We start from the raw sequence: 21,437 nt of genomic DNA on the forward strand, positions 1-21,437 counted from the left end.
GGCTACTCAGTGAGGTGATCGGCGTCGCTGAGGCCGGCCGTCGATCGAAGTCGCATGCTCAGCACGTGCCGCACCGACCCGTTTGCTCCGAGGTCGTCGTCCACCCGTCGCATGCCGATCTTCTCCGCCACGCGCGACGACGCCCGGTTGTCGGGGTGGACGATCGCGACGAGCTCTGACGAGTCCGTGTGCTCCCGGGCGAAGTCCCGACTGGCGGAGGCGGCCTCGGTCGCGAACCCTCGACCCTGCCAGGCGGGGCTCACGTGGTACCCGACCTCGAGCTTCAGCTCGCCGTTGACCCGTTGCCACGTCAAGCCACAGTCACCGACGAAGTCGCCGTCGTGGGTCTCGAGGATCCACAGGCCGAGGCCGTACTGAGCGTAGTTGTCCTCGTTCCAGGCGATCCACGCCGCGGCCTGCTCGCGGGTCTTCGGTGACGGGTAGAACTCCATGACCGCAGGGTCGCCGAGGAGCTTCGCCATCTCGTCGAGGTCCGCCGGTGTCATGCGCCGGAAACGGAGGTGCTCCGTGTCGTGGGGAAGCGCCATCAACCGCGCCGCATGCTGCGCGCAGCGAACCCGTCGAGCGCTGCCAGAACGGGAGGCGCAGTCCAGAGACGGTTCCGCTGTCGCGACGAGCCGACCGTGAGGATGCCACGGTCGACGAGGGTGTCGAGGGTGTTGAAGACCGTGCGATCTGAGGCGTCGAGATGTTCGCGCACGAACCGACTGTTCATCACCGGATGTTCCAGTGCCAGTGCCGTGATGCGATGCGCGGCCGAATCGGCGCGGATGTCGCGCAAGGCCTGCTGCCATGCGGCCCGGATGGTCTCGATCTCCTCCACCAACGTCCGTCCGTTGGCGATCGCGAGGAACGCACCGTCGGCGAAGACGCGGACGATCGGCTCGACGTCGCCCTGCCGATAGCTGGTGAGTGCAGCGAAGTAGTCGTCGCGCTGCTGCAGGATGCCGGCTGAGATGGGTACAGTGACCCCGCTGGTCAGTCCGACTCGCCGGAGGGCGGCCTGCACCAGCGCTCGACCGGTGCGCCCGTTGCCGTCAGGGAACGGGTGGATGGTCTCGAATTGCGCGTGAGCGACGGCGATCGCAGCGAGCGGGAGGGGTGCCGGTCGGAGGGAGTAGGCGATGAAGTCGTCCATCGCCGCTGCGACACGGTCATGGTGCGGCGGAACGAAGTCTGCTTCATGCGGTCCGAAGTTGCCGCCCCCGATCCAGACCTGCTCGTCGCGATATCGGCCGGTGATCTCCGGTGCCGATGTGCCGAGGAGCTGCTCCTGCATGGCGATGATCGTCGTGTTGGAGAGCTCGTCCGATGCTGCGAGTGCTGCCTCGAGAGCTCGGACATTGGCGACGATGAGTGGGGCGTTCCCGGTGTCGCGCTCGTCCAACTCGGCCTCGGCGATCGCCTTCGCGCTGCTCGTCAGGTTCTCGATCTGCGAGCTCGACGCAGATTCGCTCCGCAGCAGGATCGACGAGAAGGGCGCGGTGACGTGACCGACCTCGTTGTCGAAACGGATGATCCGTTCCTGCGCTTCGCCCAGCAGCTCCACGAGATCATCCGACAAGCGGATGTCGAGGTCCGCGATCGGCGGCGGGACCGCGGCGTCGTATGGCTGTGCGAGGAGCAGCCGCTCGCGCTTCGGTAACGCGTCGGGAGCGATACGCGACCGCCAGGGCCGCTGTTCATACATGACAGCGGTTGTCATCGTTCCCTCCTGTTCCCGGCCGAAGTTGCAGTTGTGAGAGCCGTTAGTGAAGTTTAGACGCTTATCCTTCACTAAGGAACCTTCGGGGTGCAGTCTGGACGCCGATGTCAGCGGTTTGACTCTCCCGTAGGGGGAGGCGTGATGCTTGAAACATGTTGCACATCGGAGAGTTCGCAGGCATGACCGGGTTGAGCGTCAAGGCGCTCCGCCACTACGACGAGAAGGGCGTCCTGGTTCCGGCTGACGTCGATCCCGACTCCGGCTACCGCCGCTACGGCGAGGAGCAGGTGCGCTCGGGCGTGATCGTGAAGGCCCTCCGCGATGCCGGCGTCCCCCTCGCCGCGGTGGGTGTCTCCGTCGCAGGCGCCGACCCGTCGACCGCTCTCGACGTGCACCACCGCCTGGTCCTGGAGCAGCGGGAGCAGGAGGACCACGCGTTCGCGCAGGCCCGCTCGGTCGTCGCGTCGCTCGCGGCACCGGTCGAGATCGTCGAACGCGCGCTCCCGCCCCAGCCCTACGTCGGCCGGGTGCTCACCGTGCCGCGCGGCGACGAGGACGCCGTGACGGACGACGACGCGAACGAGCAGTTCTCACAGCTCTACGTCGCCCTGCAGGAGGCCGGGGTCGGTCCGACGGGCACGTTCTGGACCGCGCTCCGTCCGGGTGAGCAGGGGGCGGTCGAGATCGTCTGCTGCTGGCCGACCTCGTCGCAGTTCGAACCGAGGTGGGGTGGTGACGAGACCACGGTCGACGTGTTGCCCGAGCGGACCGAGCTCGCCGCGGTCTGGCGATCCGAACCGGGCGTCGAGCTCCCCGAGGGATCGACGCACCCCGCGGTGGTCGCCCTGTTCGACGCGATCGCGGAGCGCGGCATCACGATGCCGACCACCGAGCTGCGGCAGCGGGTGCTCGGCCAGACCGCCGACGAGTACACGGTCGAGGTGTCGATCACCCTGCCGTGAGGTCGCGGTCCCATCGCGCTTCCCGGGGGTGTGTCGGGCCGGGTCGTTAGGCTGGAGTCGTGGCCAACAGCAAAGATTTCGACACCCGGTACGAGCTCCGTGAGTTCCCGTTCGCGAACGGGGCCGACGGCGAACCGACGCCCGAGAGCCTTGCGGCCCTCGACGCCATCGGATTCGGCTTCCACGAGTCCACCCCGAAGCCGGAGGCGCGCAAGCGCAAGGTGAACGAACTCATCGCCGACGAAGCGGTGCTGCTCGGCGCCTACGTCCGCAAGCCGCAGCCCGGTTCGGTCGACGAGACCTGGCCCGCCGGCACCTTCTCCTGGTTCCCGAAGGCGCTCAGCTGGGGCGACGGCACCAGCATCAACACGCAGGCGATCTCCGACGTCACGGTCCGCCCGACCGAGCGTCGCCGCGGCATCCTGCGCCGCATGATGACGCAGGCTCTCGAGCGCGGCGTCGCCGACGGCTATGCGGTCGCGGCCCTCACCGCCAGCGAGGGCACGATCTACCGTCGCTTCGGATTCGGCTCCGCGATCCGCGAGCGCAACGTCGTCGTGAAGCGCGCGAAGGCCCTGCCGTTCCTCGCGCCGACGAGCGGCATCGTGTCGGTCGTCACGCCCGAGTACCTGGTCGACGGCGTCGCACGTCAGGTGTTCGACCGCTTCGACGAGCGTTCGATCGGGTCGATGGTCCGCAACACCGGGTCCTGGCCGCTGGTCCTCGGCACCTTGGGGCGCGACGGCGAACCGGCGAAGGACACCCGCGCCGCCGTGCACCGTCCCGCCGACGGCGAAGAGGTCGACGGCTACGTCACCTGGCGCATGGTCGAGCAGCCCGGCGGTCAGACCGGCATCGAGATCATCGACCTCGTCTACGCGACCGACGCGGCCTACCTGTCGCTGTGGGAGTTCCTGCTCTCCATCGACCTCAACGACGTCGTGAAGTACAACCGCGCCCGGCTCGACGACCCGATCGTGTCGGCCCTCGGCGACAACCGCGCCTACGACATCGAGCACGAAGAGGACCACGTGTGGCTGCGTGTCCTCGACCTCCCGGCCGTGCTCGCGTCACGGCCGTTCGCGGTCGACGGCACGTTGACGATCGCCGTGACCGACGCCCTCGGCTACGCGGCGGGCACCTTCCGCCTCGAGGTGACCGGTGGTCGTGGAACCGCCACGAAGCTGAGCGACGAGACCGACGCTGCCGGTGCCGACCTCGCGCTCGACGTCGCCGACCTCGGTTCGCTCCTGCTCGGCGCGGTCTCCCCGGTGTCGCTCGCCGCAGCCGGTGTGCTGCAGGCGGCCGACCCCGCTGCGCCGCTCCTGCTGCGATCGATGCTCCAGACGCCGCGCGCGCCGCACGGGATCACCTTCTTCTAGGGCGGTCCCGAGCAGCGACCCGCGGACATCGCGCTGTCGCGGATCAGTCGCGTTGCTCGATGAGGGTGAGCTGCGTGCCGTCGGGGTCGATGAGGAATCCGGCTCGGAGTCCCCAGTCCTGCATCCGGACCGGGTGCAGGCGAGGCGCGCCGACGGTCGCCTCGGCGACTCCTGAACGTCGGATGGCGTCGTAGAGCTCGTCGACGTTGGCCACACGCAGGCAGCACATGAAGCTGCTCGACGCGGGGTCGAGGTCGGGCGCCGGGAAGAACTCGAGCTGCAGACCACCGCGGACGAGGATCAACCAGCCCTCGTCTCGGAACGCGCGCTCGAAGCCGAACGCCGAGTAGAACGTCTCCGTCACGTCGAAGCTGCGGGACGGCAGGTTCGGTGTCGCGCGGTCGTGTCGTGTCGAGGTCATGGAGTCGATGATCGCAGCGCGACGGCCGGCTGGGAAGGTCAGGCCGACGCGGTCGGTGTCGCGAGACGTTCGCGGAGGAAGGCGACCACGCGCTTGCGTGCTTCGAACGCCGGGTGGCCGTCGCGCTCGCGGACCTCGCCGGTGAGGACCGAGTGCGCGGTCTTCGAGAAGCCGGCGGCGTTGCCGGGGGAGGAGTCGAGTTCGATGACCTCGAACGCGTCGCCGAGTTTGGCCGCGATGGTGGCGAAGCGCTCCCGCGGGACGGCCCGATCCTCGCTGAAGCGGAGGCCGAGTGCGCAGACCGAGCCCCGAGCCGCACGGGCTGCGACGGCGTCGAACTCGGCGGCGGACATCCCGGGGTCGATGCGGCGGGCCCGGCTGACGGGGAACGGCGTGGACGGCTGGCTCATGACGGACGCGAGGACGTGCTCGTCGACGGCCGCCGCGAGCGCGAATCCGCCGGTGAAGCACATGCCGATGACGCCGACGCCAGGACCCGGCGTGCGGGCGGCGAGGTCGGCGGCCAGTGCCCGGACGTGGTCGGCGACCGGTCGGTGGGCGCCGGTCGCGAACGCCTTGAACTCGGCGGAGACGCAGACCTTGCTGACGCTCGCGAGCGTGTAGCCGAGGGTCCCCTCGTGTCCAGGCGTCCCGAACGGTGACGGGATCGCGACGGTGAAGCCCTCCGCGACGAGGTGCTCCGCGAGCCCGAGGACCTCGGGCGTGAGCCCGGGCAGCTCGGGGATGAGGACGACGCCCGGCCCGGACCCCTTCTCGAAGCGGTCGTGCGTGACGCCGCCGCCGGTGAACGGGGTCCGCACCCAGCCGGTGAGGTCTGCGCGTGGAGCGGTGTCGGTGGTCGCGTCGTCGGTCATGGGGTGAGCGTAGTCCTGCGGACTGGAGCCACGGGCACTGTCGCGCACTCGGGGCACGTGGTACACGGCGTGCCCCGAGTGCGGAGGCGTGCCCCACTTGCCGGCACGTGCCCGAGCGCGAACGCACGTCCCGCCTGGGAAGCCACCCGCCGTTCACCTCCCGGTCACCGCCGCTCCTCCACCCGGCCACCCCACGCCGATGGGATGGGACACGATCCCCGTCCCTTCGTGCCCTGGAGACCCATGCCCCGCCTCAACCGCGTGTTGACGATGACCGCCGCGTGCGCCATCGGTGCAACCGCACTCATCGCGACGCCCGCCGCCGCCATCGCCGCCCCAGCGCCGGGGCTCCAGATCAACGAGGTCGAGTCCTCCGACGGCGTCCCCGGCGACTGGATCGAGTTCACCAACACCGCGACGACCGCCGTCACGCTCGACGGCTGGGTCGTGAGGGACAACAAGGACGACAAGCCCTACGCCTTCCCGGCCGGCACCGTCGTCGAGCCTGGCGCGTTCCTCGTCATCGACGACACGCAGTTCGGCTTCGGTCTCGGCAAGGACGACTCGGTCCGCCTGTTCGACCCGACCGCCGCGATCGCCGACGAGTACTCGTGGACCGCACACGCGCCGGTCACCTACGGCGTCACCGCCGACCGCGCCGGCTGGGCCGAGACCACCGAGTCGACGAAGGGCGCCGCGAACGTCTTCACCGCACCCGAGGTCCCGGAGACCGACGGTGAGATCCGCATCAACGAGATCGACTCGCAGCCATCCGACTGGGTCGAGTTCTTCAACCCCGGCACGACGGCGCTCGACATCTCGCGCTACGAGATCCGCGACAACTCCGACGACCACCGCTGGCAGTTCCTGCCCGGCACGTCGATCGCGCCCGGCGAGTTCCTCGTGGTCGACGAAGCGACGATCGGCCTGGTCGGCGGCACCGAGACGCAGGGCGCGTTCCGCGAACCGATCGGCATCGGCAGCGCCGACGAGATCCGCCTCTTCGACGCCGCCGGCACCCTCATCGACCGCTCGGGAACGTGGAGCGGCCACGCGGCCATCAACGGTGACTTCATCGCCGCGACGCTCGCCCGCTGCCCCGACGGCGAAGGCGACTTCACGCTCGCACGCATCACCAAGGGGGCCGCGAACGACTGCGTCCTCCCGAACGTCGCGATCAACGAGGTCGAGTCGAACAAGGACACGACCGACTGGGTCGAGATCGTCAACCTCGAGGCGACCGCGCTGGACATCTCCGGCTGGACGCTCATGGACAACGACCCGGTGAGCCACGCCGCTGACACGACCCCGCTGCCCGCGGGCACGATCCTCGAGCCCGGCGCCTACTTCGTCTTCGACCAGAACGTGAACTTCGCGTTCGGGCTCGGCAACGGCGACACCACCACCGTGCGGAACGCCACCGGCGCGACGGTCGCCGAGTACACTTACGCGGCCCACGCGGACGGCGTCTTCGCGCGCTGCCCCGACGGCACGGGCGAGTTCGTCGACACCGCCGTCTCCACCAAGGGCCTGCGCAACGCCTGCGGCAACCCGGTGCGCATCAACGAGGTCGAGTCCGACGGCGGGTCGCCCGACGACTGGATCGAGCTCGTCAACCCGACGGCCGCCGCCCTCGACGTCTCCGGCATCGTCGTGAAGGACGACGACGACACCCACGCCTACGCCATCCCCACCGGCACGACCATCGCGGCCGGCGGCTACCTCGTCATCGAGCGCGCAGCCCTCGGCTTCGGGCTCGGCGGCGGCGACACGGTCCGTCTGTTCGAGGGCGACGCACTGCTCGACTCGACCACCTGGGGCGAGGGACACCCGGCGAACACCTGGGGACGCTGCCCCGACGCGACCGGCGCCTTCGCAGCGACGGCCGAGGCCACCAAGGGCGCGGCCAACGTCTGCGCCGGTGAGATCCCGGTCGATCCGTGGCCCGGTTCGCCCGACGTGACGGTGCTCGACACCACGCCGATGTTCCTCGAGGACAGCTCGGGACTCGACACCCAGGTCACCGCCGACGGCGCGTTCCTCTGGGCGGTCGACAACGGCACCGGCTCGTTCTGGAAGCTCGCGATCGCCGCAGACGGTTCGGTCTCGTTCGTCGACGGTTGGGAGAACGGCAAGCGCGCCCGCTTCCAGAAGGACGCGTCGAACCCGTCCGCTGCCGGCCCCGACACCGAGGGCATCACCGTCGACGGGGCTGGTTCCGTCTATGTCGGTGTCGAGCGCGACAACAGTGTGAAGGGCACGACCCTCAACGCCGTGCTCAAGGTCGACCCGAACGCGCCCGGCCCCGACGTCGTCGCGTCGCAGGAGTGGGACCTCACGGCCCTGCTGCCGACGGTCGGTGCGAACCTCGGTGTCGAGGCCGTCGAGTGGGTGGCCGACGGCGACCTCGCCGGCAAGCTCTACGACGACAACACGAAGGCGACGTACGACCCGGCGGACTACGCGGGCCACGGTGACGGACTGTTCTTCGTCGGCGTCGAGGACACCGGCGACGTGTACGCGTTCGCACTGAACGCCGACGGCTCGGCCACGCTGATCTCGACGATCGACCCGGGGCTCCCGGCGGTCATGGCGCTCGACTACGACACGACGCTCGGCGTGCTGTGGGCCGTGTGCGACGACGGCTGTGCGGGTACCGGTGCACAGATCACGCTGAACGGGACCGAGCAGCCCGGGATCGCTCAGGTCGAGCGTCCGGCGGGACTGCCCAACCTCAACAACGAGGGCTTCGCGACCGCGCCGGCCTCGCTGTCGGTCGACGGCAAGCGTCCCGTGTACTGGTTCGCCGACGGCTACGCTTCCGAGGCCCTGCGCCTCGGTTCGCTGCCTGGGACCACGACGACACCGCCGACCGGTGGGGTCACGCCGCTTCCAGGGACGAGCCTCACCGAGGCCAACCGCGGTGCGATCACGCTGGCGGACTCCGTGCGACGGGGCGAGACCGTGACGGTCGGCCTCGAGGACCGATTCGCGGCGACGGCCGTCGAGGTGTGGCTGTACTCGACGCCGGCGCGAATCGCCACCGGCACGACGAACGCCGCCGCTGACCTGTCGGCCACGATCCCGGCCGACGCGACGCTGGGCGACCACCGGGTCGCGGTCTACGCGGCGGATGGCTCGCTCGTCGGCTGGACCGAGGTGCGGATCGTCGCGGCCGACGGGACGAGCGTCGACGGTTCGGCGTCAGGTGGGGCACTCGCGACGACGGGTACCGAGCTGTCGTTCGGCACGATCGGTGCGGGGGTCCTGCTGGTCCTCCTCGGTGGAGTCCTCGTCGCGATGCGTGCGCGTCGCCGGGCGGCCTGACCGACTGAACGTCCGACGGCCCCGGGAGCACACTGCTCCCGGGGCCGTTCGCGTCACCGGTCGGGCCTGCCCGGTGTGTGGTGGTGTTGCCAGCGCGGTGCTGTGACGTGAGCGCGGGTCTGGCGCGTGGGCGCGGGTCTCCGGAGGGGCGCGCTCGCGGGTGTGGGGTGCGCCCGCGCCGGGTCGGGTGCACTCGCGTCAGCGCACCGCGCTGGCAGCAGGCAGAGGACGCAGGTCGGGTCCGGGTGCGATGCTGGGTGGATGGACGAGCAAGGGAGGGCCGAGGGTGGCGTGACCGTCGGTCGGGCGGCGGCGGAGATCGGCGTCAGCGTGCGGACGCTGCACCACTGGGATGAACTCGGGGTCGCGCACCCGTCCGGAAGGAACCAGAGTGGCTACCGCTCCTACCTGCCCGTCGACATCGCCCGCCTCCGCCGCGTCCTGCTCCTCCGCGACCTCGGTGTCCCGCTCGCTCGCATCCCCGCCCTCCTCAGCGCACCGGCCGCGGAACGACGCGCGGAGCTCACACAGCGTCGGCGCGAACTCGGCGACACCATCAAACGGCTCGAAGCCGTCGCCCGGTCCGTCGACCGCCTGCTCGAAGCCGACGAGGTCGGCGTGCTCGTCCCCGAGGAGGAGCGCCAGGCGGTGTTCAGCGACGACTGGAACCCCACGATGGCCGAGACCGCCCGCGCCCGCTGGGGCGACTCCGCGCAGTGGGCCGAGTACGCCGAGCGGTCCGCGACCCGCACGCCGGACGACTGGCGTGCGCTGGTCGGGCCCATGCGTGACCTGGTCGACGAACTCGCCGAGGCCAAGCGCGCCGGTGTCGTCGCCGGGAGCGAGACGGCGAACACCCTCGCCGAACGGCATCGCGCCGCCCTCAGCGAGTACTTCCACTGCACGCCGTCCATGCACGTGATCACCGGCCGCCTCGCCCTCACGGAGCCCGGCATGGCCGACACCTACGACCGGATCGACCCCGGCCTCGCCGCGTGGCTCTCACTGGTCATCGACGCGAACGCACGCAACCACGGCGTGGACCCCGACACCGCCGTCTGGGAGTGAGGGGGAGCCGCCTCAGCCCAGCTCGCGGAGTGCCACCTCGATGATCGTCGCGCTCGGGACGTGCAGCGCCTCCGCGGCGGTCGTCCCCGTCGCTGACAGGTAGGCGTCGACGAGACGGTTGCCCGCTGCATACCCGGCACCCATCGGCAGACCGACCGGCTCGCCCCCGTATCGCAGCGCGGCTTCGTCGCCGTGCACCCACGAGACGAAGTGCTGCATCCCTCCGACGTGGAGACCCTCGACGACCCGGTCGAACACCGCGTCGTCGTCGAGGTGCGCGACACCGATCGGCGTGTAGCCGGACGGTCCGTACATCTGCCGGGCGAATGCGTCCGCGATCCCCTCCGACACCACCTGCTCACCGACCACGACGGTCGCCGGATCCCACACCACCCCACCCGGCGCGTATCGCAGGTTGTGGTTGAGTTCGTGGACGGCGGCCGCCTCGAGGCGCGCGAGGTTCTCCTCCGTCGGCCAGAGGATGAGGGAGATGAACCCGGTCGCGCTGCCGTTGCCGATGAACCCGCGGATCGACTCCATGAAGTAGGTGTCGTCGGGGTCGCCGAGGACGAGCAGGACGGTGATGTCGGGGACGACGAGGTTCGACACCGCCGCGAGCTGGGTGGCGACCGCCGCGTCGAGTGCCCGTGAGATCCGTCCCCATGCGTCCGCCGCGACGAGTCGATCGAGGGCGTCGACGACCCGATCCCGGCTCCGATCGATCGGGAAACCCGAGCCCATCGTGTGCATGGCGAGCAGGTCGACCTCGCCCGGGAAGTACCGGTACATGTCGGCGACGGGCTCGAGCATGGCGCGGAGTCGCGCGGGTCGTTCGGCTTCCGGCGCGTCGAGGACGGAACGCATGCCGCTGGCGGTGTCGAGGATCGTGATGGTCATGGCGACGACGCTAGAGCCTCACGCCGCGTGAGGGTCAAGTGCCCTACCCCGGGAAACTGCCAGCGCGGTGCGCTGACGCGAGTGTGGTGTACCCGGCGTGACCGGTGCACGACCGGCCCGGCCGCTGCACAACCGGCGTGGCCGCGCCCCGCGCGCGTGAGCGCGACCCTCCGGAGACCCGCGCTCACGCGTCAGACCCGCGGTCGCGTCAGCGCACCGCGCTGGCCCAAGGCGACGGCGGGCGGAGGAGCGGGCTACCGGGAGCGCAGCACGTCGAGCGCGTGGGGCGAGAGCGGTGACCCGGCGCGCTTCGCGGCGTACAGTGCGGCGCCGATCGCCGGACCCAAGAGCGGGGTCCGGAGTTCGTACCGGGCCGGCAGTGCCGCGATGGCCTGCTCGAAACCCGACCGCACCGGCTCAGCGGAGAACACCCCGCCCGAGTACGACACCGGAACGACCTCGTCGCCGCTGAAACCGAGCTCCACACGGGTCGCCTCGACGATCTCCGCCAGCTCCCCGCTCGCGTCGGCCAGGATCCGCGCCGCGACCTCGTCACCCTGCTCGGCCGCAGCGACGACCGTCTTCGCGAGATCCGCGATCCGGCCACGTTGACCCTTCCAGCGGTTCATGACGACGTCGATCACATCGAGGTCGCTCGTGATCTCGACCCTCGCTCGCACGAGGTCGACGAGCGGGCCGCGCGGCAGGCGGCCGTCGCTCATCCGCGTGAACGCGTTCAAGCCTCGAGCGGCGATCCAGTACGCCGAGCCCTCGTCGCCGAACAGCTCGCTCCAGCCGCCGACCCGGTGCCCGCGGCCACGGCGCTCGCCGTACGTCATGGAGCCCGTGCCGCTGATCACGTTGATCCCGTCGACGGCGCCGAGCGATCCGGCCCACCCGCACACCATGTCGTTGTCGCAGGAGAACCGGTCATGACCGAGCACGTCGCGCGGCAGCGCATCGAGGTGGACGATGTCGGAACTCACCTCGCCGTACCCGGGCAGACCGAAGAAGGCCTGATCGATGTCGGCGGTCGTGACACCCGCCTGCCGGCACACTTCCGAGACACCCTCGGTGAGGATGCGACCGACCAGCTCGATCCCCTCGTCGAAGTAGTAGCAGCTCGCCGTCCTCGCTTCCGCGAGCACCCGTCCGGCGTCGTCGAGCAGCACGAAGGCCGTCTTCGACCCGCCACCGTCGACGCCGAGGTACCGCGCCACGACTACTGCTCCTGCAGCTGAGCGGCGACACTCCGAGCGTCGTCGACGCCGTCGAACTCGTGGATCCGCACGCCCTGCACGACGCGGTTCACCGTGCCGCTCGGGAACGGGTTGTCCGGGGTCGCACCGAGCTGCAGCGAGTAGGACAGGCCGAGCAGCTGGGCCACGAGCACGTAGCCGATCGCGAGCTGCGCGTCGTCCAGGCCGGCGAGCTCGGGCAGCACCCAGTCGTACGCCGTGGCGCCGTCGACCGGCTCGGAGGAGATCGCGATCACGCGCTCCGGCGACAGCGTCGCGCGCAGTTCGGTGACGATGTCGAGGTCGTACCGCCGCGTGTACGGATCGGACGACAGGTAGACGACGACGAGCGTGCTGTCGTCGACGACCGCCTTCGGTCCGTGACGGAACCCGAGCGCCGAGTCGTAGTAGGTGACGATCCGTCCGGCGGTCAGCTCGAGCAACTTGAGCGCCGACTCGCGGGCCAGACCGGTGAGCGGGCCGCTACCGATGTAGACGACGCGTTCGCACCCTTCGTTGGCGAGCGCGCGGATGTCCACCTCGCGCTGGTCGAGGATCGTCGTCGCTCCGGCCGCGAGCGCCTGCACCGCGGCGTCGTCAGCACCGCCGAGGATGAGGAGGACCGAGAGCAGCATCGAGCTGAAGCTCGACGTCATCGCGAAGCCCTCGTCGTTCGACCGCAGGGGCATGAGGACGGTGAGCGACGAGGCGCGGTCGTGGTGGCGTCGGTACAGCTCGCCGGTCTCGTCGCACGTGATCACGAGGTGGTGCACCTCGGCGAGTGACTGGTCGGCGAGTTCCGTCGCAGCCACGCTCTCGGGGCTGTTGCCGGAGCGCGCGAACGACACGAGGAGCAGCGGGACGTCCTCGGCGAACGACTCCTGCGGGTTGGAGACGATGTCGGTGGTCGCGACGGCGTCGATCCGGCGACGGAGCGTCCGGGTCAGGGCCGGTGCCGCGATCTCGCCGATGAAGGCCGAGGTCCCCGCCCCGGTCAGGACGATGCGCAGCTCGGGCCGTGCCAGAAGCGGCGCGAGGAACGCGTCGATCTCCTCGCGGCGGGCGGCGATCACCGTCGACGCCTCGAGCCAGACGTCGGGCTGCTGGGTGATCTCGCGGACGGTGGCTTCCGAACCGACGATGGTGGTGATGGACACGGGTTGCTCCTGGGGTGGGTCGAGGTGACGAGGGGGAGTTGCGAGGTATCGATGTTGGTTGAGCGTTCGACGCGCGCGCGGCGATGGACGTGATCCTGCCACGCCGGGATCGGCGCCTACCCCTTGAGGCCTGAGAAGGTCATGGTCGCCACGAACTGCTTCTGGGCGAAGAGGAAGAACACGATCAGCGGGAGCGTGGCGACGACGTTGCCGGCCATGAGGAGCGCCCAGTCGGTGCGGCGCGCGCCCTGGAAGTTCGTGATGCCGAGCTGCAGCGTGAAGGCCTGGTCGTTGTTGATCGCGATGAGCGGCCAGACGAGGTCGTTCCACGAGCCCAGCAGGGTGAAGATCGCGAGCGTCGCCAGTGCGGGCTTCGCGAGCGGCAGGATCACCCGGAAGAACACCTGGAGTCGGGTGCAGCCGTCGATGAGCGCGGCCTCTTCGAGCTCCGCCGGCAGCGACAGGAAGAACTGCCGCATGAGGAAGATGCCGAACGCGGACGCCAGCCACGGCACGATCGCCGCCCCGAGGCTGTCGATGAGCCCGATCCGGGAGAACAGGATGTAGGTCGGGATCATGAGCAGCTGCGTCGGGATCATGATCGTCGCGACGATCATGAGGAAGCCCATCGTCTTCCCGCGGAACTTCAGGCGCGCGAACCCGTAGCCGGCGAGCGAGCAGAGCACGAGGTGGGACAGGACCGCGACCGTCGACACGATGACGGTGTTGCCGAGCCAGAGCAGGATGTTCGACTCGGAGAACAGCTTCGCGAACCCGTCGAAGGTGATGTGCGACGGGAGGATACGAGGCGGGTAGGTGTTGATCTCCGACTCCGGCGTCACCGAGGTGATGAACATCTGCACGAACGGGATGGCGAAGATGATCGCGATCGGTGCGAGCACGAAGTGCCAGGGGCTGAAGCGCCGACGCGTGCGTCGTTCGGCGGGCGGAGCGGTCACGGACGACTTGCCGGCGGCGGCGTCACCGCGTGGCGGGGTGGTCAGGACGGTCATCAGAATGCCTCCACGTTGGAACGGCGGGAGTACAGGACGACACCGATCGTGGCGATGAGTGTCACCACGAACAGCCCGTAGGCGACCGCGGAACCGTACCCGAACTGCAACTGTTTGAACGCCGCGTCCCAGAGGTAGAACACGATCGTCTGGGTGGCGCCGAGCGGGCCGCCCCTGGTGGTGGTGTACACGAGGTCGAACAGCTGGATCGCCTGGATGAACTGCCAGATGGCGACGAACACGGTGACCGGCCCGAGCTGCGGGAAGGTGATGCGCCAGAAGGACTGCCACGCGTTCGCACCGTCGATCCGCGCGGCCTCGAGCAGTTCGGAGGGGATGTCCTGCAGCGCCGCCAGGTAGATGACGGTCGTGAAGGCCGCCTGCCCCCAGAGCGACATGATCGTGATGACGACCATCGCCTGCCCCTGGTCTTCGAGCCAGCCCTGCGCCGGGAGTCCGAGGAACCGGAACACGGTGTTGAGCAGCCCGAACTGCGGGTTGAAGAGGTACGTCGTGAGGATGCCGGTCGCGGCCGCGGAGGCGACGAAGGGGACGAAGATCGCCGTGCGGTAGACGCCGATGAAGCGGATCCGGCGGTTGAGCGCGACGGCGAGGAAGAGTCCGAGCCCGAGCGAGGCGGGGACGAACAGCAGCGTGTAGACGACCGTGTGGATGACGGCCGCCTGCAGCTCGTCGTTGCCGATCATGCTGGCGTAGTTGTCCAGCCCGACCTGCTCCGGCTCGCTGAAGCCGTCCCACTTCTGGAGCGACAGGAAGAACGCCCAGATCGCGGGGAAGATCGACAGGCCCAGCACGATGAGCATGGCCGGGGCGACGAATCCCCACCCGGTGAGGTTGTCGCGGAGTCGGTTCTTGGCTCGCCGGGGCGGAGCCGGGAGGCGTTCGGGTCGCTCCGGCTCCGTCCTGGGGGTCGTGTCGCGTCCGGCGACCGTGGACATCAGTCCTCCGCCAGGGCGTCGTCGGCGGTCTTCGCGGCGTCCTCGAGGGCCTGCTTCGGGTCGCCCTGGCCCTGCAGCACCGAGGAGATCGCCTTGCCGATGGCCTCCGACAGGCCGACGTAGCCGGGCACCGTCGGACGGGCCTGCTTGGCGTTCACGCCGTTCTCGGCCATCACGTCGAGGCCGGGCAGCTGCTCGACCTGCGCCTGGAACTCGGGGGTGTCGATCTCGCTCGAGCGCAGCGGGAGGTTGCCGTAGGCGACGTTCCACTTGAGGTCCTGCTCCGAGTCGGTGAGCCACTTCGTGAACTCGTACGCCCAGTACTCGCGGTTCTTGTCCTTGTGGTCGAACAGCGCCCAGACGTCGGGGCCGGAGACGGTCTGGTGGTCGCCGTCGGTGCCGGGGAGGACGGTGACGCCGTACTTCGTGCCCTTCGTCTGCAGCGTCGACAGCTGCCACGGACCGGAGGTGATCATGCCGATGCGGTCGCTTGCGAAGAGGTCGCCGAACTTGGTGTCGGTCTGGTCGAGGTAGACGCTCTTGTCGTCGACCGCCATGTCGCGGAGGAAGGTCAGTGCGTCGACGCCCGCATCCGAGGCGAACTCGGCCGTCTTGGCGTCGTCGGAGATGATCGACCCGCCGTTCTGCCAGAGGTGCGGCCAGAACTGCCAGGTCGTCTCCTCGCTGCCGGAGACCGAGTACGCGTAGCCGTAGGTGTTCGTCGCCGGGTCGGTGAGCTGCTTCGACGCCTCGCGGAAGTCGTCCCAGGTCCAGTCGGCCGTGGGGTAGTCGACGCCGGCCGCATCGAACACGGTCGTGTTGTAGAGGAGGGAGATGTTGTCGACCACGGCGGGGAAGCCGATCGTCTTCTCGCCGGTCGGCTGCACCGTCTTGCGGGCCGCCTCGGAGAACTCGTCCCACTTCACGTCGGGCTCGGCCACCTGGTCGGTGATGTCGAGGGTGCGGCCGGACGCCTCGAGCCGGCTCGCCCAGGAGCCGAAGGCGTACGAGACGTCGGGGTAGTTGCCGCCCGCGAAGCTCGCGGAGAGCTTCTGCAGGAGGTCCTCCGTGGACGGCGCGCCCGAGGACACGTCGATGGTCACGTTGGGGTGCAGCTTCTCGAAGTCGTCGACGAGACCGGTGAGGATCTGCTGTGCGGCGTCGGCCTGCCCGGTCCAGAAGGTGAGCTTCACCTTCGCGTCCTTGTCGAGCGTGGTGGCGCCGGAGGATCCGCCGGCGCACCCGGAGAGCGCGAGCGCTCCGGCGGCGAGGACGGCGGTCGCGGTGATGAGGCGACGTGCCCGGCGGGCGTGCGGTGAGGTGGAAGCGTGGATCGTGGAACGGGGTGGGAACATCGGTGGTCGTCTCCTGTGTCGATCGTTCGGGAAGGATTCGGTTCGGCGGTGCTTCGGGTCGGTCAGAGGCGGTCGGCGGGGATGATCTCCCGCAGAGGCTCCGGCAGCAGCTCGCCGTGCGCGGCGACGAGGTCGTTGCACAGCTCCCAGATCTGCTCGGGCGTGAGGGTGGACGAGGCGTTCGGGTCCATGAGGACCGCCTGCCGGATGAGGGTCGGGTTGCCGGTGCGGGCGGCCTCGATCGTGAGTTCCGCGACGGAGACGTACGGGCGGTTGAGCGCGGCGCACTGCACGGGCAGGGCGCCCATGGGCTGCGGGACGATGCCGTTCCCGTCGACCTGGACGGGGACCTCGACGACGGCGCCCTGCGGCAGGTTGTCGATGAGGCCGCGGTTGACGACGTTCCCGTGGATGAGGCGCGGGGTGTCGGTCACGAGGGAGTGGATGAGCTGCGGGGCGTACTCGCTCGCCTCGTCCTCGAGCGTCAGCGGGGTCCCGGCGGCGAGAGCGGCCTTCGTCGCCTCGAACTCCGCGACGTTCTCCTCGCTGATGCCGAGGTACTCGAGCGGCTGGAGGCGGAACCGCTCGACCTGCTCGGGGGAGCGGAGGAACCATGACAGGTACTCGGAGGAGTGCTCGCTCGTCTCGGTCGGGTAGTAGCCGATGCGGCGGAACATCTCGACGCGCACGCGGCGGCTGAGCTCCGGGTCCTCGCGGATGCGGTCGCGCAGGGCCGGGTAGAGGTCGCGGCCCTCGTGGGTCCACTCGAGCAACCACGACTGGTGGTTGACGCCGGCTGCACGGTAGCTCGTGCCCTCGATCGGCACGCCGACGAGTTCGCAGAGGTCGTTCACCGTCCAGAACACGCTGTGGCAGAGGCCGATCGCGCTGATGTCGGGGGCGACGACCGACGCCCACCAGATGTTCATCGCCATCGGGTTGGTGTAGTTCAGCAGGTGGGCGTCGGGGCAGATCTCCCGCATGTCGGCGGTCAGCGCCGAGAGCAACGGGAAGGTGCGGAGGGCGCGGAAGACGCCGCCGACGCCGGTGGTGTCACCGATGGTCTGCAGGAGGCCGCGGGCCGCCGGGATCTCGAGGTCGGAGACGGTCGCGCGGATGCCGCCGACCTGGACCATGTTGATCACGAAGTCCGCGCCGGCGAGGGCGCGACGACGGTCGGACTCCGCGGAGATCGTCGCCCGGCCGTCGAGGCGCTCGTCGACGTGGCGGGCGGTGCCCTCGGCCACCGCGAGGCGTTCGGGGTCGATGTCGTGCAGGACGATCTCGAGGCCGGCGAGGTCGCGGTAGCGGAGGAGGTCGGCGATGAGTTGGCGGGTGAAGACGACGCTGCCCGCCCCGATGAAAGTCACTCGTGTCATGGAGTGATCATCGACTACAGTGATCGAACCGAGCAAGAACTTGATCGGAAATCGATTGAAATGATCACTTTCGCTGAGCAGAGCCGTCGGCGACGAGGGAGGGGTTCGCCGTGGGAGGACCGACCGCAGCCGAGCTCTCGCGACACGCTCCGTCCGGGAAACGCAGTCAGCGGATGCGCACCATCCTCGCGCTCCTCGCGGCGGAGGACGCCGTCGTCTCGATCGACGACCTCACGACCCGGCTCGACGTGTCGGCCCCGACGATTCGGCGCGACCTCGCCGACCTCGACGACCTCGGTCTCGTCCTCCGGACGCACGGTGGCGCTCGGGCGGTGGAGTCGCGCGACGAGGTGCCCGTACGGTTCCGCGACACGCAGTTCCGTGAGGCCAAGCGTCGGATCGCCTTGCGCGCGGCGGAGATGATCCCCGCGGGACCGTACGCGATCGCCCTGAGCGGTGGCACCACCACGGCGGCGGTCGCCAAGGAGCTGAGCAACCGTGCGGAACTGACGATCGTGACGAACTCGCTCACCACGGCGACCGAGATCGCCTCCCGGCCGAACCTGCAGGTGATCATGACGGGAGGACTGGTGCGCTCCTCGTCGTTCGAGGCGGTGGGGGCGCTCGCCGAGAACACCTTCAGCGCGATCAACGTGGGCACTGCGATCCTCGGGACCGACGGCATCAGTGCGCAGGGCGGTGCGACGACGCACGACGAGCGTGAGGCGCGGACGAACCTCGCGATGGTGCGGCACGCGCAGCGGGTCATCGTGGTCGCCGACGGCTCGAAGGTCGGGCGGGTCACGCTCGCGCGCATGGCCGAGTTGGGGCAGATCCACGACCTCGTGACGGACTCCTCCGCCGACCCCGACGAGCTCGAGCGCCTGGCGGCCGCGGACATCGCCGTCCACGTCGTCGCCCTCTGACCGCTCCATCCCTCCTCTGCGGCTTGTGCCAGCGCGGTGCGCTGACGTGAGCGCGGGCCTCCGACCTGAGCGCTGGTCTCTGGAGGGGCGCGCTCGCGGTTGTGGGGTGCGCCCGTGCCGAGTGGCGCACACTCGCGTCAGCGCACCGCGCCGACCTCAACCCCACAAATGTCGCGGGCACGGACGGCATTGTTCTAGTACCATTGCAAACATGTTGTTCCGCGTCGATCCCACCTCCGCGGTCTCGCTCGCCGAGCAGATCGCGGTGCAGGTGCGCTCCGGTATCGCGACGGGCGCGCTTGCGCCGGGAGAGCGCCTGCCGCCCGCTCGCGACCTCGCCCGAGCACTGCAGATCAACATGCACACGGTCCTCCGCGCCTACGGAGAGCTCCGCGACGACGGGCTCATCGGGATGCGTCAGGGCCGCGGTGCGTGGGTGAACGAGGACGCAGCGCCGGGCCTCGTCCGGGTCAACGAACTCGTCGCCCAGCTCGTCACCGAGGCACGCAAGTTCGGGATCACCCCGAAGGACCTCAGCCGGATGATCGAACGTACCTGACGATCTCCGACGCCAACCGCACGACCCCGACGGTCGACGACACCGACGATCAGACCACCTCAGCAGCTCAGGGGGAGCACATGCACGACACCACCACGCCGCCACCGGCAGCACCAGCGCGCGGACGGATCATCCTGGCCGGCCTCGCCATGGCCGTCCCGGCGATCGTGATCGCATTCACCCGGTTCGTCTGGGGCGATGCGCTCCCGGTCGACGTCGCCTCGCACTGGTCGGGCACCGGGGCGCCGGACGACTCCCTACCCGCCGCGGGCGTCTTCCTCGTGACACTGATCATCGCGTCCGTCGCCGCGATCTCGACGAGCGTCCTGCTCGCCCTGCCGAAGCCGGACATGCGGACCAAGCGGATGATCCTCCTGTTCCTCGGCATCCTCGCCGGCATGGCGGCGTCCGTCTGGGTCATCCCCACCTGGCTCACGCTGCAGGCCGGCTCGGTCGACGGCGCCGTCCTCGGCTGGTGGCTCCTCCCGCTCGGGGCGTGCAGCCTCTGGGGCGTCATCCCCGCCGCGCTGCTGCCCGCCCGACCGGTGTTCGCCGGCGCCGCCGCCCGGCCAGCGCCGATGGAGCTCGGCGAGACGGAGGTCGGTGCGTGGAGCCGCAGCCTCACCGCCCTCATGTTCGTGTGGCTGACCGTGATCGTCGTGACCATCGGCGCTGCCGCCTACACGCCTGTCCTCCTTGGAGGTGAGCCAGGTGCCGCGGTGTTCGGGCTGTCGATCGCCGTTGTCGCCGCCCTGCTCTGCGCCTCCTTCATCCGCCTCCGGGTGAGCGTGGACTGGCGCGGCCTCCGCGTCGTCTCCCTGTTCGGCATCCCGCTGAAGCGCATGTCCCTCGATCGGATCGACGTCGTCGAAGCCACCGACATCCGCCCCGGCGACTGGGGCGGCTGGGGCTACCGGATCATGCCGGGACGCTCGGCCGTCGTGCTGCGCTCCGGTCCCGGGCTCGTCGTCACGAGCACCTCGGGCAAGCAGTTCGCGATCACGATCGACGACCCCGAGTAACCCGCCGCACTCCTGCAGGCGCTCGCCGCCCGAGCCGGCTCGCGCGTCTGACGTTGCACCGCGTGACGAACCGGACGTCGAACCTGTCGTGAAGCCGTACGGTGAATCCATGAGCGAAGCACCCTTGTCCACGGAGCCGTCCACGACCACGCTGCCCTCGACCACGATCGGCGCGGGCGACACCGCCGCGGAGGTGGGAGCCATCGGGTACGGTGCGATGTCCATCGCCGGTACCTACGGGGCGATCGCCGACGCCGATGTCATCACCATCCTCGACGCCACCCTGGCGAGCGGCGTGAACCTCATCGACACCGCGAACGTCTACGGCGACGGCCGGAGCGAGGAACTCCTCGGCCGGTACCTGGCCGGGCGTCGCGACGACGTCTTCCTCGCGTCCAAGGTGGGCATCGTCACCGGCGGCGGTATCGGCAAACGAGGGATCCGCGGCGACCGTGCACACCTCCACGAGCAGATCGAAGGGACACTCACCCGCCTCGGCACCGATCACCTCGACCTCTACTACCAGCACCGCGTCGACCCCGACATCCCGATCGAGGAGACGGTGGGGGCGCTCGCGGAACTGGTCGCCGCCGGCAAGGTCCTCCGCATCGGTCTGTCCGAAGCGACGGGCGAGGAACTCCGTCGCGCCCACACCGTGCACCCGATCGCCGCGATCCAGTCCGAGTGGAGCATCGTCAGCCGCGACATCGAGACGTACGTGGTCCCGGCGGCGGCGGAGCTCGGCGTGACGGTCGTCGCGTTCTCGCCGCTGTCGCGCGGGCTGTTCACGGAGGACTTCACGGCCGAGACGGTACCGCTCGGTGGGACGCGAGCGAACTTCCCGCGCTTCCAGCCCGAGCACCTCACGGCGAACCTCGAACTGGCCGCACGCTTCCGCACCCTCGCCCACCGCATCGGGACGACCGCGGAGGCGCTCGCGCTCGCCTGGGTGCACGACCGAGGGCAGCAGCTCGGCGCGCGGGTCGTCTCGATCCCCGGCACCCGGAGCGTCGCGCACCTGCACGCGAACCTCGAGGCGTTCCAGGTGGAGCTGACGGACGAGATCCGAGCCGAGATCGACACCTACGCCGACCAGGTGAGTGGTCCGCGGGCCGCCGATCCGAACTGGGTGTCGGGCGGTCGCGAGGGGCTCATCTGATCGGGACCGAGC

The 21,437-nt window shown here is 69.8% G+C and carries 19 protein-coding genes; 8 read left to right on the forward strand and 11 right to left on the reverse strand.

Annotated features, from left to right (window positions below):
* Window positions 1–2 precede the first annotated feature (2 nt).
* Entirely contained in the window at window positions 3–548 is a 546-nt protein-coding gene (locus tag CCK91_RS15480; RefSeq protein WP_242664573.1) for a GNAT family N-acetyltransferase, read from the reverse strand.
* Complete coding sequence (locus tag CCK91_RS15485) at window positions 548–1,726, reverse strand: Fic family protein (RefSeq protein WP_086474789.1); 1,179 nt, start codon at window positions 1,724–1,726, stop codon at window positions 548–550. The genes CCK91_RS15480 and CCK91_RS15485 overlap by 1 nt, the downstream gene beginning before the upstream one ends.
* Window positions 1,727–1,878: 152 nt before the next feature.
* Here CCK91_RS15485 and CCK91_RS15490 point away from each other — a divergent pair, with 152 nt between their 5' ends.
* Window positions 1,879–2,688 carry a MerR family DNA-binding transcriptional regulator gene (locus tag CCK91_RS15490; RefSeq protein ID WP_086474790.1) on the forward strand — a complete coding sequence of 270 codons (810 nt, stop codon included), beginning with the start codon at window positions 1,879–1,881 and terminating at the stop codon, window positions 2,686–2,688.
* Between the two features lie 59 nt (window positions 2,689–2,747).
* Window positions 2,748–4,070: a GNAT family N-acetyltransferase gene (locus CCK91_RS15495; RefSeq protein WP_086474791.1), complete on the forward strand. Its 1,323-nt coding sequence runs from the start codon at window positions 2,748–2,750 to the stop codon at window positions 4,068–4,070.
* A 43-nt stretch (window positions 4,071–4,113) separates the two neighbouring features.
* On the opposite strand, the gene CCK91_RS15500 is transcribed toward CCK91_RS15495, so the two are convergent.
* Entirely contained in the window at window positions 4,114–4,491 is a 378-nt protein-coding gene (locus CCK91_RS15500; protein WP_086474792.1) for a bleomycin resistance protein, read from the reverse strand.
* A 38-nt stretch (window positions 4,492–4,529) separates the two neighbouring features.
* Window positions 4,530–5,366 carry a dienelactone hydrolase family protein gene (locus CCK91_RS15505; protein ID WP_086474793.1) on the reverse strand — a complete coding sequence of 279 codons (837 nt, stop codon included), beginning with the start codon at window positions 5,364–5,366 and terminating at the stop codon, window positions 4,530–4,532.
* 243 nt (window positions 5,367–5,609) lie between these two features.
* Between CCK91_RS15505 and CCK91_RS15510 the strand changes: the two genes are divergently transcribed.
* Together CCK91_RS15510 and CCK91_RS15515 are read left to right on the forward strand one after the other, a co-directional pair.
* On the forward strand, window positions 5,610–8,693 hold the full coding sequence (locus CCK91_RS15510) for a lamin tail domain-containing protein (protein WP_086474794.1): 3,084 nt from the start codon (window positions 5,610–5,612) through the stop codon (window positions 8,691–8,693).
* A 261-nt stretch (window positions 8,694–8,954) separates the two neighbouring features.
* Window positions 8,955–9,761 (forward strand): MerR family transcriptional regulator, encoded by an 807-nt coding sequence (locus CCK91_RS15515; RefSeq protein ID WP_086474795.1) that lies wholly within the window; start codon window positions 8,955–8,957, stop codon window positions 9,759–9,761.
* Window positions 9,762–9,773: 12 nt separating this feature from the next.
* Here the strand turns inward: CCK91_RS15515 and CCK91_RS15520 are convergent, their stop codons facing one another.
* The 7 genes from CCK91_RS15520 to CCK91_RS15550 form a co-directional block, all read right to left on the reverse strand.
* Window positions 9,774–10,658 carry a DUF2268 domain-containing protein gene (locus CCK91_RS15520; RefSeq protein WP_086474796.1) on the reverse strand — a complete coding sequence of 295 codons (885 nt, stop codon included), beginning with the start codon at window positions 10,656–10,658 and terminating at the stop codon, window positions 9,774–9,776.
* Window positions 10,659–10,912: 254 nt separating this feature from the next.
* Entirely contained in the window at window positions 10,913–11,878 is a 966-nt protein-coding gene (locus tag CCK91_RS15525) for an N-acetylglucosamine kinase (RefSeq protein WP_086474797.1), read from the reverse strand.
* A gap of 2 nt (window positions 11,879–11,880) precedes the next feature.
* A complete protein-coding gene (locus tag CCK91_RS15530; RefSeq protein ID WP_086474798.1) occupies window positions 11,881–13,053 on the reverse strand; it encodes an SIS domain-containing protein in 1,173 nt (390 codons plus the stop codon).
* A 116-nt stretch (window positions 13,054–13,169) separates the two neighbouring features.
* Window positions 13,170–14,066, reverse strand: a complete 897-nt coding sequence (locus CCK91_RS15535; protein WP_086474799.1) for a carbohydrate ABC transporter permease — start codon at window positions 14,064–14,066, stop codon at window positions 13,170–13,172.
* Complete coding sequence (locus tag CCK91_RS15540) at window positions 14,066–15,025, reverse strand: carbohydrate ABC transporter permease (RefSeq protein WP_086474800.1); 960 nt, start codon at window positions 15,023–15,025, stop codon at window positions 14,066–14,068. The genes CCK91_RS15535 and CCK91_RS15540 overlap by 1 nt, the downstream gene beginning before the upstream one ends.
* A complete protein-coding gene (locus CCK91_RS15545; protein ID WP_086474801.1) occupies window positions 15,025–16,380 on the reverse strand; it encodes an ABC transporter substrate-binding protein in 1,356 nt (451 codons plus the stop codon). Before CCK91_RS15545 ends, CCK91_RS15540 begins: the two co-directional genes overlap by 1 nt.
* Window positions 16,381–16,442: 62 nt before the next feature.
* The gene (locus tag CCK91_RS15550) at window positions 16,443–17,759 is read right to left on the reverse strand and encodes an alpha-glucosidase/alpha-galactosidase (RefSeq protein ID WP_086474802.1); all 1,317 of its coding nucleotides are present in this window, start codon (window positions 17,757–17,759) and stop codon (window positions 16,443–16,445) included.
* A gap of 173 nt (window positions 17,760–17,932) precedes the next feature.
* Between CCK91_RS15550 and CCK91_RS15555 the strand changes: the two genes are divergently transcribed.
* The 4 genes from CCK91_RS15555 (at window position 17,933) to CCK91_RS15570 (ending at window position 21,425) form a co-directional block, all read left to right on the forward strand.
* A complete protein-coding gene (locus CCK91_RS15555) occupies window positions 17,933–18,685 on the forward strand; it encodes a DeoR/GlpR family DNA-binding transcription regulator (RefSeq protein WP_086475096.1) in 753 nt (250 codons plus the stop codon).
* A gap of 211 nt (window positions 18,686–18,896) precedes the next feature.
* Complete coding sequence (locus tag CCK91_RS15560) at window positions 18,897–19,244, forward strand: GntR family transcriptional regulator (protein WP_086474803.1); 348 nt, start codon at window positions 18,897–18,899, stop codon at window positions 19,242–19,244.
* A gap of 80 nt (window positions 19,245–19,324) precedes the next feature.
* Window positions 19,325–20,266 carry a hypothetical protein gene (locus CCK91_RS15565; RefSeq protein ID WP_086474804.1) on the forward strand — a complete coding sequence of 314 codons (942 nt, stop codon included), beginning with the start codon at window positions 19,325–19,327 and terminating at the stop codon, window positions 20,264–20,266.
* A 109-nt stretch (window positions 20,267–20,375) separates the two neighbouring features.
* Window positions 20,376–21,425 carry an aldo/keto reductase gene (locus tag CCK91_RS15570; protein WP_086475097.1) on the forward strand — a complete coding sequence of 350 codons (1,050 nt, stop codon included), beginning with the start codon at window positions 20,376–20,378 and terminating at the stop codon, window positions 21,423–21,425.
* Window positions 21,426–21,437 lie beyond the last annotated feature (12 nt).

Source organism: Plantibacter elymi (nom. nud.) (assembly GCF_900177795.1).
Taxonomy (GTDB): Bacteria; Actinomycetota; Actinomycetes; order Actinomycetales; family Microbacteriaceae; genus Plantibacter; species Plantibacter elymi.

Bases quoted from the DNA above. Each gene is read 5' to 3' on its own strand.
- CCK91_RS15550 (WP_086474802.1), bottom strand. From the start codon at position 17,759: ATGACACGAGTGACTTTCATCGGGGCGGGCAGCGTCGTCTTCACCCGC.
- CCK91_RS15515 (WP_086474795.1), top strand. From the start codon at position 8,955: ATGGACGAGCAAGGGAGGGCCGAGGGTGGCGTGACCGTCGGTCGGGCG.
- CCK91_RS15480 (WP_242664573.1), bottom strand. From the start codon at position 548: ATGGCGCTTCCCCACGACACGGAGCACCTCCGTTTCCGGCGCATGACA.
- CCK91_RS15570 (WP_086475097.1), top strand. From the start codon at position 20,376: ATGAGCGAAGCACCCTTGTCCACGGAGCCGTCCACGACCACGCTGCCC.
- CCK91_RS15505 (WP_086474793.1), bottom strand. From the start codon at position 5,366: ATGACCGACGACGCGACCACCGACACCGCTCCACGCGCAGACCTCACC.
- CCK91_RS15535 (WP_086474799.1), bottom strand. From the start codon at position 14,066: ATGACCGTCCTGACCACCCCGCCACGCGGTGACGCCGCCGCCGGCAAG.
- CCK91_RS15490 (WP_086474790.1), top strand. From the start codon at position 1,879: ATGTTGCACATCGGAGAGTTCGCAGGCATGACCGGGTTGAGCGTCAAG.
- CCK91_RS15565 (WP_086474804.1), top strand. From the start codon at position 19,325: ATGCACGACACCACCACGCCGCCACCGGCAGCACCAGCGCGCGGACGG.
- CCK91_RS15560 (WP_086474803.1), top strand. From the start codon at position 18,897: ATGTTGTTCCGCGTCGATCCCACCTCCGCGGTCTCGCTCGCCGAGCAG.
- CCK91_RS15520 (WP_086474796.1), bottom strand. From the start codon at position 10,658: ATGACCATCACGATCCTCGACACCGCCAGCGGCATGCGTTCCGTCCTC.
- CCK91_RS15545 (WP_086474801.1), bottom strand. From the start codon at position 16,380: ATGTTCCCACCCCGTTCCACGATCCACGCTTCCACCTCACCGCACGCC.
- CCK91_RS15485 (WP_086474789.1), bottom strand. From the start codon at position 1,726: ATGACAACCGCTGTCATGTATGAACAGCGGCCCTGGCGGTCGCGTATC.
- CCK91_RS15500 (WP_086474792.1), bottom strand. From the start codon at position 4,491: ATGACCTCGACACGACACGACCGCGCGACACCGAACCTGCCGTCCCGC.
- CCK91_RS15555 (WP_086475096.1), top strand. From the start codon at position 17,933: ATGCGCACCATCCTCGCGCTCCTCGCGGCGGAGGACGCCGTCGTCTCG.
- CCK91_RS15540 (WP_086474800.1), bottom strand. From the start codon at position 15,025: ATGTCCACGGTCGCCGGACGCGACACGACCCCCAGGACGGAGCCGGAG.
- CCK91_RS15510 (WP_086474794.1), top strand. From the start codon at position 5,610: ATGCCCCGCCTCAACCGCGTGTTGACGATGACCGCCGCGTGCGCCATC.